We start from the raw sequence: 14,277 nt of genomic DNA on the forward strand, positions 1-14,277 counted from the left end.
CGCGCCGTGTCTCGCACGGGCCCAGGAGGCCAACATGGTGGTGCTCACGGATGGCGCCTCTCGCGCCGAGGTCGCCCCCGAGCGGGGCGCGCTCGTCACCCGCTTCATCGTCGAGGGCGAGCCCATCCTCTTCCTCGACGAGAGCACCCTCGCCGACCCCACCAAAAACGTGCGTGGCGGCATCCCCGTGCTCTTCCCCTCGCCCGGCGTCATCCCCGGGGGCACGTACAGCGTGGACCGCCTCGAGTACCCCATGCGCCGCCATGGCTTCGCCCGCGACCTGCCCTGGGAGGTGCGCACCCAGGAGGCCTCGCGCGTGGTGCTCGCGCTCGGGCACTCGGAGCAGACGCTGCGCGAGTTTCCCTGGCGCTTCGAGGCGCTCCTCGCCGTGACGCTGGCGGGCACCGCGCTCCACCTCTCCTTCACCGCCGAGAACCGGGACTCGCGGCCCATGCCGCTGCACCTCGGCTACCACCCGTACTTCTACGTGCCCCAGGCCCACAAGGCCGTCGCCAGCGTCGAGACCGATGCCTCGCGCGCCTGGGACAACCGCCAGGGCGCCACCGTCCCCTTCCCCGGGTGGGAGCTCACCGGGCCCGAGGTGGACCTGCACCTGCTCGACCACTCGCTGCAGGGCACCACGCTCGAGCGCGGGCCGGGGCTGCGTCCGGTGGAGCTCGCCTGGAGCCCCTCCTTCACCACGCTGGTGGTGTGGACGCTCGCCGGCCGTGACTTCGTCTGCGTCGAGCCGTGGACGGCGCCCGGGGGCGCACTGAAGACGGGCCGCGGGCTGCACACCCTCGCCCCCGGGGCCACCTTCGCCTCCGAGTTCGAGCTCAGCGTCGAGCCCATGGCGCGCTTCGTCCGGTGAAGGCGCGGCGGGGCTTCGTGCTACACACCCCGCACGGAGCCTGAACCATGTCCTTCCTCTCCCATCTCGAATGCTCCCGCTGCCGCAAGACGCATGACGCGGACCGGGTCCAGAACCTGTGCGACTGCGGTGGCCCGCTGCTCGTGCGCTATGACTTGAAGGCCGCCGCCCGGGCCGTGCGCCCCGCCGACCTCGCCGGCCGCGTCTCCTCGCTGTGGCGCTACCGCGAGCTGCTGCCCGTGCGCGAGGACAAGAACATCGTCTCCCTCGGCGAGGGCATGACGCCGCTCTTCCCCCTCCCGCGCCTGGGGACCGAGCTCGGCCTGCCCGACTTGTGGCTGAAGGACGAGGGGCTCAACCCCACCGCCTCCTTCAAGGCGCGCGGCGCCGCCACGGGCGTCAGCCGGGCGAAGGAGCTGGGCATCACCGCGCTCGCCATGCCCACCAACGGCAACGCCGGGGGCGCCTGGGCCAGCTACGGCGCTCGCGCCGGCATGTCCGTCACCCTGGTGATGCCCACCGATGCGCCCGCCATGAGCGTGCTGGAGGCCACGGCCGTGGGTGCCCGCGCGTACATGGTGCGGGGGCAGATTACGGATGCCGGAGCCATCGTCGGCCGCTCGGCCAAGGCGCACGGCTGGTTCGAGGCCGCCACGCTCAAGGAGCCCTACCGCATCGAGGGCAAGAAGACGATGGGGTACGAGATCGCCGAGCAGCTCGGCTGGAGCCTGCCGGACGTCATCCTCTACCCCACGGGTGGCGGCGTGGGCATCATCGGCATCTACAAGGCGCTGCTGGAGATGCGCGAGCTGGGCTGGCTGCCGGAGAACGTGCGCTTCCCCAAGCTCGTCGCCGTGCAGGCCGAGGGCTGCCAGCCCATCGTGAAAGCCTTCCGCGAGGGCAAGGACGTCTCCGAGAAGTGGGAGGGAGCGTCCACCGTGGCCCAGGGCATCCGCGTGCCCAAGGCGCTCGGGGACTTCCTCGTGCTCCAGGCCGTGCGCGAGACGGGGGGCACCTGCGTCGCCGTGCCCGATGCCGACACCCTGTGGGGCCTGGAGCGCATCAGCCGCCTGGAGGGCGCCTTCATCTGCCCCGAGGGCGCGGCGCTCGTGGGCGCCGCGCGCATGCTGCTGCGCGACGGGTGGTTGAACGCCGGCCAGCGCGTGCTGCTGCTCAACACCGGCGCGGGCATCAAGTACCCGGACGTGATGAGCCCCAAGCTGCCCGTGCTCGAGCTCAACGCGACCCTGTGAGTCAGGGTTGCTGGGGCTTGGGGGCCTCGGTCTCTTTCGTGAAGGGCACGTCCAGCACCGGGAGCTTCGTGGCTCCCGGCAGATCGTAGTGCCACCACTCCATCGGGTTCCGCTTGAAGCCGGCGCCTTCCATGGCCGCGCGCAGAATCTCGCGGTGCTTGCGCGAGGCCTCCGTGCCTCCCGCGTACCCGTGGTGCGCCGACTTCTCGAACGAGTCGAACGCCGTGGGCATCTCCACCTCGGCGCCGTCCATCGTCACCAGCGTCAGGTCCACCGCCGCTCCCCGGTTGTGGTTGCCGCCCTTCTTGGGGTTCGCCACGTAGCCCGGGTGCGGGTAGATCTTCCACATCTGCCACTGCACGGCGATGGGCCGGTAGCAGTCGTAGACCTTCAGCCGGTAGCCCTGCTTGCGCAGCGTGTCCGCCGCCTTCGCCAGCCGCTCGGCCGTCTCGGGCCGCAGCAGGCAGCGCGCCCCGTCCGGGTACACCTTCTGCTTCAGGAAGTTGTCCGGCGTGGCGTACTTCATGTCCAACACCAGGTCCTTCACCACCTCGGTGGCGTCCACCACCGGCGCGCCCCCCGCGGCGAGCCACAGTCCCAATGCCACGCTTGCTGGTCCCGCCATCTCAGGCTCCCTCCACGTAGGGCGTGGGGTCCGGCACCCCCGCCTGCTCGAATCCCCTGCGCCGCAGCACGCAGCTGTCGCACCGTCCACACGCCCGCCCCCCCGAGTCCGGGTCGTAGCAGGAGTGCGTCATCCCGTAGTCCACGCCCAGCTTCACGCCCGCGCGGATGATGTCCGCCTTGCTCATCCCCGACAGCGGCGCGTGCACCTTGAAGCGCGTGCCCTCTACCCCCGCCTTCGTGGCCAGCGTCGCCATGCCCTCGAAGGCGTGGATGAACTCGGGCCGGCAGTCCGGGTAGCCGCTGTAGTCCACCGCGTTCACGCCGATGTAGAGGTCGCTCGCGCCCACCACCTCCGCCAGCCCCAGCGCCAGCGACAGGAAGAGCGCGTTGCGCGCCGGCACGTAGGTGATGGGGATGCCGTGGGACATCTCGCCCTCGGGTCGGTCCTTGGGCACGTCGATGTCCGCCGTCAATGCCGAACCGCCTACCTGCCGCAGGTCCACCGTCACCACCCGGAAGTCCTTCACGCCCAGGGCTTGCGCCACCCGCCGCGCCCGCTCCAGCTCCACCGCGTGCCGCTGCCCGTAGGCCACCGCGAGGCACACCGGCTCGAAGCCTTCCGCCTTGGCCATCGCCAGGCAGGTGGTGGAGTCCAGCCCGCCCGACAGCAGCACCACTGCCTTCTTAGTTGCCGCCATTGAAGCGCCGCTTCCCTTCCACGCCGTACACCGCCGCGCACGACGTCGTGCACTTGCAGCCCTTGTTGCCCGGCAGGAATACCACCTTCAGCTCTCCGCAGGCCCGCTCGGCGTCGTACCCATTGACGGTGGGACCCGGCACCGAGCCATCCGGCAGGCCACCATCCGGCAGGTTCGCGCACTTGCTGCCAATGACGCGGTCCTGGCTGTCGCTGAGCACCACCACCGACATCGTCTCTTCGATCTGCGCGCCCTCGCAGCCCTCGCCACAGCTCGGGATTTGCGCCGCGGCCCGGTGGTTGGTGGTGTAGCGCTGCCCCGCGGCCTCGTAGGTGCCCCTGCGCGAGAAGCCGTCGATGGTGAACCACACCCCACCGTCCACGCTGTCGCGCGAGAAGGTGCCCGCGAAGCCGAAGCCTCCATCCACCAACTGTTTGAAGTCACCGCTGTCCGGCTTGCAGTCCGTGCGCGCCCAGTTCGCCTGGGCCTGGAAGTCGAACGTGCCGACGGTGAGATCCCCCGGGTACACCGTCTCGGACACACAGGCGCCGATGAGGGCGAGCACGGGGATGAGCAGCAGGGGCAGCAAGCGTGAGGCGGGCATGGGAGCGCGAGGTTACACGACCTCCAGGGCGGCGAGGGCCACCGCGCGGAACGCTGGACTCGTCCGCAGCACCGTGCCCACGTCCACCGTGGCGGGGTTGGAGCCGCGCACCTCGGGCGACAGGTGCGCCAGCACGCGCGACGCGGCGAGCGACGCCGGCACCGCGCGGAAGGCCGCCACCGCCGCCTCGTCGAAGCCGGGCACCGCACCGGGCCGGGACAGCGACTCGCCAGCCGCGCCCAGGCACACCGCCAGCGCGCAGAGGTAGCTCAGCTCCACCAGGCCGAAGCAGGCCAGTGCGCCCGCCCCCAGCACCAGCTCGTCCGGGGACGTGAGGTAGGCCTCCACGCCGCCCGCCGGGTCCACAAAGACGCGCAGGTCCTTCGCGTCCAGCGCCCGCAGCGTGGACAGCAGGGCCGCGTGCAGGCGGGGCATCCGCTCGCCCGTCACGGGCACCGCGTCCGGAGGCAGCGGGTGGCGGAAGCCCTCGGGCCGAGCCACCGGCGAGAGCGTCGCCGCCGGGGCCGCCTCCGTGCTGGAGACGAGCGCCGCGCCGAAGCCGTCCACGCGCGCCACCTCCATCGGGGCATCGTTGCTGGCCCTCAGCGCCTCGGCGTAGAGCGTCCACCCGTCCGCGTCCACCGGTTGCTGCCGCAGCAGCTCGGGCCAGAGGTGAATGGCCAGCGCCGCTCCCTCGTAGGTGGGCGCCAGCCGCTCCGCCACCAGGCGCCTGGCCTCCGGCGAGAGCTGGCCCGCCTGGTAGAGCCGCTCGGCCAGGCGCACCGCGAACACCACCAGCTGCGCGTCCAGGTACTGGCGGAGGATTCCCTCGAGCCGCGCGGGGTCCTCGGTGAGACGCTCGCGCAGTTGCAGGGCCTCGCCCGTGAGGCCCTGGGCCTCGGCGAGACGCACGCGGTGCTCCAGCCGCTCCGGCGTCTCCGGCAACAGCTTGAGCTGCTCGGCGGCCTCCGGCAGCCGGCCGAGGGCCTCGTAGGCCTCCGCGAGGCGCTCGCGCCACAGCCCCATCGCGGCCGGGCCGGCGAGAATCGCCGCGAGCTGCTCCGCCGCCATCACGAAGCGCGCATGGTCCCGCCTCTCCTCGTAGATGGGCAGCAGGAACTCCAGCGCGCGGATCGTCCCCGGAGCGTCCGCGAGGGCCTTCTCGAAGGCCTCCTGCGCACGCGCCTTGTCGCCCGCCCACATGAGCATGTCGCCATGCTCCACGTGGAGGCTGGCACGCGCCTTGGGGTCCGTCTCGAGCAGGATGAGCAGGCCCAGCGTCTCCGCCGCGCCCGCCGTGTCGCCGCCGTCACGCTGCAACCGGAAGCGCTCGCGCAGCAGCTTGCCGCGCCGCTCCGGCCAGCCCTCCGCCGCCTCGGACAGGGCCTCCAGGCGCTCCTCCACCGGCAGGGCCCGGACGTGGGTGAGCACCGCCTCGGCGAGCACCTCCGGGTAGCCAGAGAGTCCCGACAGCAGGCTGTACAGGCACTCGGAGAAGGCCGGCGCCGTCGCGAGCGACTCCAGGGCCCGCAGGCGCAGCTCGGGGGCGATGCCCTCCGCGCGCAGAACCTCGTCCCACAGGTTCGTGGCCGAGGGGGCGTCCCACTGCGCGAGCAGGTCCGCCAGCCGCATCAACCCCACCCAGTCGTCCTCGGAGCGCAGGGCGTCGGCCAGGTCCGTGACGTGCGAGACGTCCGTGTCCGGCCGCGCCACCAGGGCCCAGCGCGCCTGACGGGCCCGGTCCGCGTCCCCGGCCCGCTCGGCGAGCGCGAGCGCCCCGGCCGCATCTCCGGACTCGAGCATGGGCCCGAAGCCCACCTCGACGGCACGCGCGGAGGCGCCCAGCCGGTGGAAGCGCTCGGACAGCTCCGCCGGTCCCAGCGTGCCCGGGGCCTCGGTGGCCAGCCGCTCCACCACCTCGAGGGCCTCGGCGCGCTCGCCCGCGGACTCCCACAGGTCCGCCGCCTCCAGCAACAGCGCGGGACGCTGGGCGGAGTACGCGAGACGGGCCGCCTGCAACAGCGCCTGGGCCGCGCGACCGGGCTCCTTGGAGGCCTGGTGCAGCCGGGCCACCAGCCGCAGCGCCTCCACGTCCGCCTCGACGGAGATGGCGGCACGCGCCGCGCGCAGCGCCTCCGGGAGATGGCCGGCGGACTCGAAGTCACGCGCCGCCGACAGCAGCAGCTCCCGGCGCTCCGTGTTGGAGAGCAGCTCCGCGCGGGCCAGCCGCACCTCGGCGAGACGGCCCGGCTCCTCCCTGAGCAGCGGCTCCAGGGCCTCCAGGGCCTCGGCGTAACCGGCGCCGGCGGTACCACGGGCCACCACCACCTCCAGCACCTCGCGGGCGAGCGGCTGACGGCCGGCGGCACTGGCCAGCGAGGCCAGCTCCAGGCGCAGGAGGGAGGCCTCGTCGGCGTCCTCCGTCAACGACACCAGCCGCTCGAGCGACTCCAGCAGCCGGGCCGCGTCACCCTTCTGGCGCAGGCCCTCCACGCGGGCACGGAGCGCGACCACGTTGGACGGGTCCGCATCGGCCGCGCGCTCTCGGAGGGCCATGGCGCGCCGCGGGTCATCGAGCTGGGCCGTGGCGACCTCGGCGGCGGCCAGCAACAGCTCCGCGGCACGAGCGCCCCCGGCGGCATGCGCCCCCGCCTCGTAGACGGCGAGCAGGTCCGCGGGGCGGCCCAGGGCGCGCAGGCCCCGCACGGCCCGGTCGATGACGCTGTCATCCGCGGGACGCAGGCGCGCCAGGTGGAGCAGCGCGTCGATGGAGTCCTTCGGGTCCTCGAAGAGGTCGGCGGCGCGGCGGTACAGCACCTCGGCCGTGGGGGCGTCCGCCTTGCGCGCGAGCTTCAGCGAGGCCCGGTAGAGGCCCTTCGTATTGCCGGTGCGGCCGTACACCTCGGAGAGGAGGGACAGCGCTTCCTGTCCGCGCTCGCCCTCGGGGTCGAGCGTCACCACGGCCTCGAAGGACTCGGCGGCGTCCCGGTACGCACCGGAGGACAGCGAGGCATGGCCGAGCCGCAGGTGCGTGCGCACGCGTACCGGGACGGGGAGCGCCTCACCACCCGCGGCGAGCAGGCGCCGGTCATACGGCTGAGCCGCGTTGGGGCCACCACCCTCGGCGGCCAGCTCGGCGCGCGTGGCCAGCACGTCCGTGTCGTCTCCCGCCTTGGCGAGGTAGTCGTCGAAGGCCTGGGCGGCGAGCAGGGCTTCCCCCGCCTTCAGCAACAGGTCCGCGCGCTCGCGCAGCAGCGGCAGGGCCTGCTCGGGCGGCACGGCGGCGGCGCGCAGGGAGAGCAGCTCGGCCAGCCGGCGCACGTCCCCGGCGGCACGGGTGCGCAGCAGGTGGAAGGCCTCGGGGCTGGAGGGGGCGAGCTCGAAGGCCTGGTCCTCGCACAGCAGCGCACGCTCCAGCGCACCGCCCTCGCGGAAGGCCTTGGCGGCGGCGAGGTAGCTCTCGGCGGCCTCCAGGGGCGGCTGCCGCTGGGCGCGGCGGAGCATCAGCGCGGCGAGCGACTGGGACTCACCCGACTCGGAGAGGAAGGCGCGGTGGCGCGCGTAGACGGGCTCCCGGAAGGGGTCCGTCTCCAGCAGGAGGGCGTCGAACTCGGCGGCGTCCTCGGCACGGCCCAGCTCGTGGAGCAGGTCCGCCGTCTGACGGGTGAGCTCCAGGTCATCCGGCTGCGCCGCGCGCGCGGCGAGCATCGCGATGACGGCGGCCTCGGGGCGTCCGGCGTGCTCGCGGTAGAGGGTGGCGGCACGCAGCAGCCGCTGCACGCGGCGGCGGGCATCCTCCTCGAGCGAGGCGGAGTCCTCGAGGAACGAGGCCAGCTCGGCCACGCGGCCCTCGCGCTCGAGCAGCTCGCACAGGAGCGTCTCGGCCTCCTCGAGGGAGCGGTCGTGGCGGAGCGCCTCGCGCAGGAAGCCCTCGGCCTTGGCGGAGTCGCCCAGCGCGTCGAGGTGGAGCTTCGCCAGCCGCAGCAGCGACACGGCCGTCTCCCACGTCCCGGGCAGCAGCGGCAGGGCGCGCTCCAGCCAGCGGGCCTCGGCGGCGGAGTCGTCCCGGCGCACGGCCAGCTCCATGCCCATGCGCGCCGTGTCGAGATGCTCGGAGAGCGAGAAGGCCCGCTCCAGCGCCGCCTCGGCGGCGGGCAGGTCCAGCTTCGCGTCGCGCAGCATCTCCGCGCGGTGGCGCTCGGTGTCGGCGGCCTCGGCCTCGCGGCCCTCCTCCTCCAGGAGGAAGCGCAGCGCCTCCAGCGAGCGCAGGGACTCGTCCACGCGGCCGGCTTCCTCGGCCAGGCGCGCGTGCTCCGCGCAGGCGTCGATGGCGCCGTCGGCGTCTCCCGTCTCCTGGCAGAGCGCGGCCACCACCTGGAGCTGGGCCATCAGCTCGGGGACGCGGCCCGCGTCACGGTAGAGGCTGGCGAGCGACTGGTGCAGCGGCAGCGGCTCCGTGGCCATCTCGGCCGCGCGCGCCAGCAGGGTGGCGGCGAGGGTGGAGTCGGCCAGGGAGTCCCGGGCGCGCTCCGAGAGCACGACGAGCCGCTGGGCGGTGTCCTCGCAGGGAGGCAGGGCGCGCGCGTGGGAGACGAGCACGTCGAAGGCGGCGCGGGGCTCGTCCTTCTCCAGCAGCGCGGCGAGGCGCTGCACGGCCACTTCATTCAGCGGGCGCTCGGCGAGGAGCCGCTTGTAGGCGGACACCGCGCGCCGGGCATCTCCGAGCTTCTCCGCGAGCGCGCCCAGGCGCAGCCAGGCCTTCTCGGCGCGCTCGGACTCGGTGGCGAAGTCGGCGGCGGCGGCGAGCTGCTCCTGCAGGGGCAGCGCCTCCTTCACATCCCCGTGGAGGAAGAGGAGCTCGGCCAGCTCGGAGAGCTGCGCGTCCCGGGCGGGGACGAGCGCATGGGCACGGCGGGCCATGTCGAGGGCGCGCCCCATGTCCCCGGCGGAGCGGGCGTGGGCGGCCCCCTCGCGCAGGAGGGCGGCGGCCTCGGCGGGAGCGATGTCCTCCGGGGTGACCTCGAGGAGCTTCGAGGCCTCGGCGAAGTCCCCCCGGTCCGCGACGAGCGCCACGAGCCGGCGGCGCACCCCGAGCTCCGAGGGAGCCAGACGCACCGACTGCCGCAGCGCGGCCTCGGCGGCCTCGGGCTGCTCCAGGCGCTCCAAGTGGAGGGTGCCCAGCTCGGCGTAGAGGGCGGCGGCCTCGGCGGGAGGCGCGTGCGGGGCCTCGGCGGCGAGCACGTCGGCGAGCCGGGCCCAGTCCTCCAGGTTCCGCAGCACCCGCTGGAGCGCGATGGTGGCCCCGGCATGGCGCGGGGCGAGGGAGAGCGCGGCCTCCAGGCTGGCGGCGGACTCGGAGAGCTTCCCAGCCCTCTCGAGGAGGCCCGCGCGCACCAGCAGCGCTTCCACGCGGCGGGGCGTGGGGCCCTGGCGCGCGGCCTCGGCGAGCGCCTCCACCTCGGCGTCCACCTGCCCGTCGCGGCGCTCGAGCGTGGCGAGGGCGAAGAAGGCATCACAGCGCTCGGCCGGAGACAGCGGCAGCTCCACGGCGGCGAGCAGGGCCTCGCGGGCGGCAGCGCGCGCGTCCTTCTCCACCAGCGCGGAGGCGAGCGCGAGGAGACGGGCACGGGCGCGCTCGGCCAGCTCGGGCTCGGAGGCGACGACGTTGCGCCACGCGTGCAGCTCCCCGACCTCATCTCCCGCCTCGCGGGCGAGCGCGGCGAGGGCGAGCCACAGGGGCGCGGGCCTCCGGGCGAGCTTCGTGGCCGCGAGGAAGTCATCGCGCGCGGCCTGGGAGCGGCCGGCGTTGCGGTGGAGGGCGGCGCGGCGGGCGAGCAGCTCGGCGCGGGCCTCGCCCTCGGCGGCGGAGATGAGGGTGCCCAGCAGCGCGAGGCGCTCGGACTCCTCCTGAGCGGTGCCAGTGCCCGGCGGGGGCAGCAGCTCCAGCAGGGCCTGGGTGGCCCACGCGTCGTGGGGCTCCTCGGCGAGCAGACTGCGCAGGGCGTCGGCGGCCTCGGCGGTGCGGCCGAGGGCGAGGGACAGCTCGGTCAGCTCGCGGCGGGCGGAGCGGCGCGCGTCCCCGGAGAGGCGCGGCCACAACGTGGCGAGCAGGTCCGCCAGCGGCTCGCGAGCGCCCGCCTTGCGGTGCAGGCCGGCGAGCTCCACGCGGGCCTCGAGGTCCTCGGGAGCCAGGGTGCAGTACTGCGCCAGCAGGCGGCGGGCGGAGTCCGAGCGGCCCGCGCGCACCGCGGCGGAAGCGGCGCGGCGGGTCAGCTCCAGCAGCTCCTCCTCGCGGAGCGCGTCCGGGTCCGCCGGAGGCAGCGCGAGCACGGCCTCGAAGTCCTCCAGGGCGGCGCGGGGGTCCGCCTGCAGCCGCAGCTCACCACGGCGGGTGCGCGCGGGAGCGAAGGAGGCATCGCGCTCCAGGGCCTCGGCGAGGAAGGCCTCCTCGCGGCTGGTGCCCATGGCGAGCACGGAGGCACGGAAGAGGAGCTTCGCGCCGGCACGGGCATCGGCCACCAGCGCGGCCTTGCGCGCGAAGAGCCGGGCGGCCTCCAGCTTCTCCCCGCGCTCCAGCTCCAGCTCGGCGAGCGTATCGAGGGCCTCGGCGGCCAGCGGGCCCGAGGGGCTCGCGTCGAGCGCGGCGGACAGGCGCAGGAGGGCGGGGCCCTTCTCCCCGCGCTCCAGGAGGACGCGGGCGCTCTGAAGGAAGAGGGGCGCGGCCTCGGCGGCGCGCTCGGCGGCGACGAGGGCCTGGGCACGCGTGGCCCACAGCTCGGCCAGCTCCCGCGTCTCACCGGCCTCGGTGTAGAGGGCCTCCAGGTGGGAGGCGAGCACGTCGTCGAGGCGGCGCAGCGGGAAGGCCTGGGCGTAGGCGGCGATGGCGGCCTCGCGGTCTCCCATCAGCTCGCAGGCGCGGCCCAGGCGCGAGCGGATGTCCGCGAGGCGCTCGGGCGCGGTGGTGCGCGGCAGGGTGGACAGCAGCGTCTCCAGCGCGCGCCGGGCGTGCTCGGGGCGCTCGCAGCGCAGCGAGAGGTCCGCCAGCTCCAGCAGCACGGCCTGGTCCGGGGAGAGGCGCGCGGCCTTCTCCAGGGCCACCAGCGCCTCGCCGAGACGGCCCAGCCGGGCCTCCAGCACATTGGACAGCTCACGCAGCGCCGCGGCCGCCAGCCGCTTGTCGCCCTGGGCCTCGGCCACGCGCGCCCGCTCGTCCAGGGCACTGGCCAGGCCCGCCATGTCCGAGCGCTTGCGCTGAAGGGCACACAGCTCGCCCAGGGTGGGCAGGTCATCCGGCTCGGCCTTCAGCACCTCCAACAGCGCGGTGGCGGCGAGGTCCAGGTCAAAGGCGAGGTCGCGCGCGGCCACGGCGAGGCGGCGGTACTTCTGCGCGCGCTCCTTGGGCTCGGAGGTGAGGCGCGCGAGGGCGGAGAGGCAGCGGGTGAGCAGCCCTCCGTCGCGGCGCGCCTCGGCGAGCGAGAGCATGGACTCCAGCGCGGGCTTGTAGTCGGGGTCGGCCTCCAGCGCGGAGGTGAGGAGTCGCTCGGCCTTCTCGGGCTGTTGCAGCCGGCCGCGGAACAGCTCACCGGCCTCGGCCCAGAGGGCGGCGCGACGGCCGGGCTCCTCGTGGACGGCGGCGGCCTTCTCCAGCGCCTCGGCGAGCTCCTGGGCCCGGCCGGTGGCACGGAAGTAGGGAATCAGCTCGTCGAGCGCGGCGGTGTCGCGCGGGTCCAACGCGAGCGCGGCCTCCAGGTGCTCGCGGGCACGGGCGGGGTCGCCGAGCTTCGTGCGGTACAGGCGCGCCAGGGCGTGGTGGCTCTGGTGCGCGGCCTGGCGAATGGACTCGGAGCGCGGGGCGGGGCCGGCGAGCTCCAGCGCCTGCTGGTAGCCGGAGAGCGCCTCCTGCAGCTTGCCGAGGGACTCGGCCACGCGCGCGGTGGCGAAGAGGGGCTCGGGCTCGCCGGGCAGCAGCGACACGGCCTCGCGGTAGCGCAGCAGCGCGTTGTCCGGTTGCTGGAGGCCCAGCTCCCAGATGCGGCCGGCCATGAGGTTGGCGCGCCCCACGCGGTCGAGCTCGTGGCGGGCCATGGCCACCTCGCGCAGACGGTCCAGGGCCTTGAGGGCGCGCAGGTGCTCGCCGCCGCGGTGGCACAGCTCACCCAGCAACAACAGCGCATCCGGCTGATCCGGCGAGAGGCGCAGCGCGGCCTCGCAGTGCAGGCGGGCGCCGGCGACGTCGTCCTCCGTCTGGGCGCACAGGCGCGCGAGGTGCACGTGGGCATCCGCGGCCTCGGCGGGGTCTCTGGCGAGCGCGGCGATGCGGCGGTAGGCGCGCACGGCACCGGCGCGGTCACGGCTCTGGTCCGAGGCGCGCGCGAGGGCCTTGAGGGAAGGCAGGTGGTCCGGCTTGAGGCCGAGCACCTCGTGCAGGGCCTTCACCGCCACCTGGGGCGCGTGGTCGCGGGCGGCGCGAGCGGCGGCCTCGGCGGAGAAGAAGGCGGCGGCCTCCTCGGAGGCGCGGCGCGACAGGGCGCACAGGGCGAGGAAGCGCTCGGCGGCGCGGGCGTGCTCCCCCCGGCGCTCGCGCACCACAGCCTCGCCCCAGAGGGCGGCGGGGCTCTTCTCGCGGCGGCGCAGCAGCGTGGCCGCGAGGTCCAGGGCGAGGTCGTGCGCCTGCGGATCCGCCACGAGCAGCGACAGCAGACGCTCGGCGGCGAAGGGGTGGGCGTCCTGCGCGTCCCCGGCCTGGAGGTAGGCCTCGCGCGCCTCGGCGAGCCGGCCCTGGGCGAGGAGGGCCTCGGCATCCGCGAAGGCACGGGCACCCTCGAGGGCCAGCAGCAGCTCCTCGTCGGGCGGGGCCGGCGGCGGCAGGCCCCCGGAGGTGAAGCGCAGGCGCAGGCCCGCGCTGCTCACCTCGGCGGAGGAGAGGCGCGCGGTGTCGAGCGCGGGCAGCTTGAAGCCCCGGCTGACGGCGGCCTTCTGGCAGAGCGCGGGCAGCACGCGGGTGGAGAAGCCGGTGGCGCCCCGCACCTCCACCTCGGGCAGCAGGCCCAGCCCGGCCACGGTGGCGGCGAGCAGGCCGGGCACCTGCACCGACGGCGTGGAGGCGAAGCCGTACAGGCGCACGTCGTAGAGGTAGAGGGCGAGCCGCTCGCCGTCGGCGTCGAAGGCCACCTTGAAGGTGAGCGGGGTGCGCTCCGGGGCCTGGAGGAAGGCTTGGCCCTCCAGGTAGCCGGGGCGGAAGTGCAGCTTCAGCGCCTCGAGGCCCGCCACGCGCCCGGCGAGCTCCGCCACCTTGCGCGCCACCAGCTCCGCGTCGACGTGCAGCTCCAGGAAGCCGAAGAGGAGCTTCTTGCGCTGGTAGCGAGAGGCGCCCGAGCTGACGTTGAAGGGGAAGGTGACGTCCGGAATCTGCAGCGCGAAGTCGGCGATGGACAGTCCCGGCGCCAGCTCCAGGGGCGGAAACCCCACGAAGGCGCGACGATCCAACAGACGCAGCTCTGGGGTGGCGGCTTGCGCTTCGGACGCGGGCTTGGGGGAGTCGCTGTCGGTGGCCATCTGCGGGGGTGGCTATAAGGAGCGCCCGAAGTTACCACGCGGCCTAAGCCCCCGGAATTTTTGCTGTTCCCCCGGCCGGAGGGCAGGCGGGGCGGCACTCCCGCCCGCACGAGCAGCAGCGGGGCAGCCGCTGACACGCTCGTGCGGGGTCGGCCGGGGAGCGACTAGTTGCAGAACCAGCCGTTCTGCACCCAGCCCCACTTGTTCACGTTGCCGTAGGCGAACCCGTAGGCCCAGTCGCCGCTCGGCGAGTACTTCGTCACCTCCATGCTCTGCCCCATGACGAAAGCACTCCTCAAGCGATTCGGGATGGAAAGGCTCGCGAACGGGAAGCGCCCCAGGGCTTCCGTATCTGGCAATAAATACGGCTTTTGCTTTTTAAAGTGAGTTCCGCAGCTACACGGGAGAGGTTCACTTCGAGTCATCTGGGAGGGCCCCTGGGGAGACGGGGCGTAGGGTTTTGCTGTCACACTGGCTGGAGGGCAGGCAGAGTAGCGCCGTTACTTCACGCGGCGCCCCTGCCCGCGCCCCCCATTTCCGGCGAAGATGCAGCGCCCGTGATCGACTCCGGTACTCTCGTCCTCGATGGCCGCTTCCGCGTGCTCCAGCTCGTCGGAGCTGGTGGCATGGGCGAGGTCTACCTCGGTGAGCAGGTGTCCCTGGGCCGCA

At 74.2% G+C, this 14,277-nt stretch carries 6 protein-coding genes; 2 read left to right on the forward strand and 4 right to left on the reverse strand.

What is annotated here, in order from left to right; all coding sequences use genetic code 11:
* Positions 1-34 precede the first annotated feature (34 nt).
* Both VF697_RS35145 and VF697_RS35150 read left to right on the forward strand, forming a co-directional pair.
* Positions 35-871 (forward strand): aldose epimerase, encoded by an 837-nt coding sequence (locus tag VF697_RS35145; RefSeq protein WP_331101957.1) that lies wholly within the window; start codon positions 35-37, stop codon positions 869-871.
* Between the two features lie 47 nt (positions 872-918).
* Positions 919-2,124 carry a threonine synthase gene (locus VF697_RS35150; RefSeq protein WP_331101959.1) on the forward strand — a complete coding sequence of 402 codons (1,206 nt, stop codon included), beginning with the start codon at positions 919-921 and terminating at the stop codon, positions 2,122-2,124.
* Between the two features lies 1 nt (position 2,125).
* Here VF697_RS35150 and ddpX read toward each other — a convergent pair whose 3' ends face one another.
* Genes ddpX through VF697_RS35170 form a run of 4 tightly spaced genes read right to left on the reverse strand, consistent with a single transcriptional unit; the run spans position 2,126 to position 13,608 of the window.
* Entirely contained in the window at positions 2,126-2,749 is a 624-nt protein-coding gene (gene ddpX / locus VF697_RS35155; protein WP_331101961.1) for a D-alanyl-D-alanine dipeptidase, read from the reverse strand.
* A 1-nt stretch (position 2,750) separates the two neighbouring features.
* Entirely contained in the window at positions 2,751-3,449 is a 699-nt protein-coding gene (queC, locus tag VF697_RS35160) for a 7-cyano-7-deazaguanine synthase QueC (RefSeq protein ID WP_331101963.1), read from the reverse strand.
* Positions 3,436-4,053, reverse strand: coding sequence for a hypothetical protein (locus tag VF697_RS35165; RefSeq protein ID WP_331101965.1), 618 nt, complete (start codon positions 4,051-4,053; stop codon positions 3,436-3,438). Before VF697_RS35165 ends, queC begins: the two co-directional genes overlap by 14 nt.
* Positions 4,054-4,065: 12 nt before the next feature.
* Positions 4,066-13,608 (reverse strand): flagellar hook-length control protein FliK, encoded by a 9,543-nt coding sequence (locus tag VF697_RS35170; protein ID WP_331101967.1) that lies wholly within the window; start codon positions 13,606-13,608, stop codon positions 4,066-4,068.
* Positions 13,609-14,277 lie beyond the last annotated feature (669 nt).

Source organism: Archangium sp., from assembly GCF_036388035.1.
Taxonomy (GTDB): Bacteria; Myxococcota; Myxococcia; order Myxococcales; family Myxococcaceae; genus Archangium.

Excerpts from the sequence above, each read along its gene's own strand:
- ddpX (WP_331101961.1), bottom strand. The coding sequence starts at position 2,749 with ATGGCGGGACCAGCAAGCGTGGCATTGGGACTGTGGCTCGCCGCGGGG.
- VF697_RS35145 (WP_331101957.1), top strand. The coding sequence starts at position 35 with ATGGTGGTGCTCACGGATGGCGCCTCTCGCGCCGAGGTCGCCCCCGAG.
- queC (WP_331101963.1), bottom strand. The coding sequence starts at position 3,449 with ATGGCGGCAACTAAGAAGGCAGTGGTGCTGCTGTCGGGCGGGCTGGAC.
- VF697_RS35165 (WP_331101965.1), bottom strand. The coding sequence starts at position 4,053 with ATGCCCGCCTCACGCTTGCTGCCCCTGCTGCTCATCCCCGTGCTCGCC.
- VF697_RS35150 (WP_331101959.1), top strand. The coding sequence starts at position 919 with ATGTCCTTCCTCTCCCATCTCGAATGCTCCCGCTGCCGCAAGACGCAT.
- VF697_RS35170 (WP_331101967.1), bottom strand. The coding sequence starts at position 13,608 with ATGGCCACCGACAGCGACTCCCCCAAGCCCGCGTCCGAAGCGCAAGCC.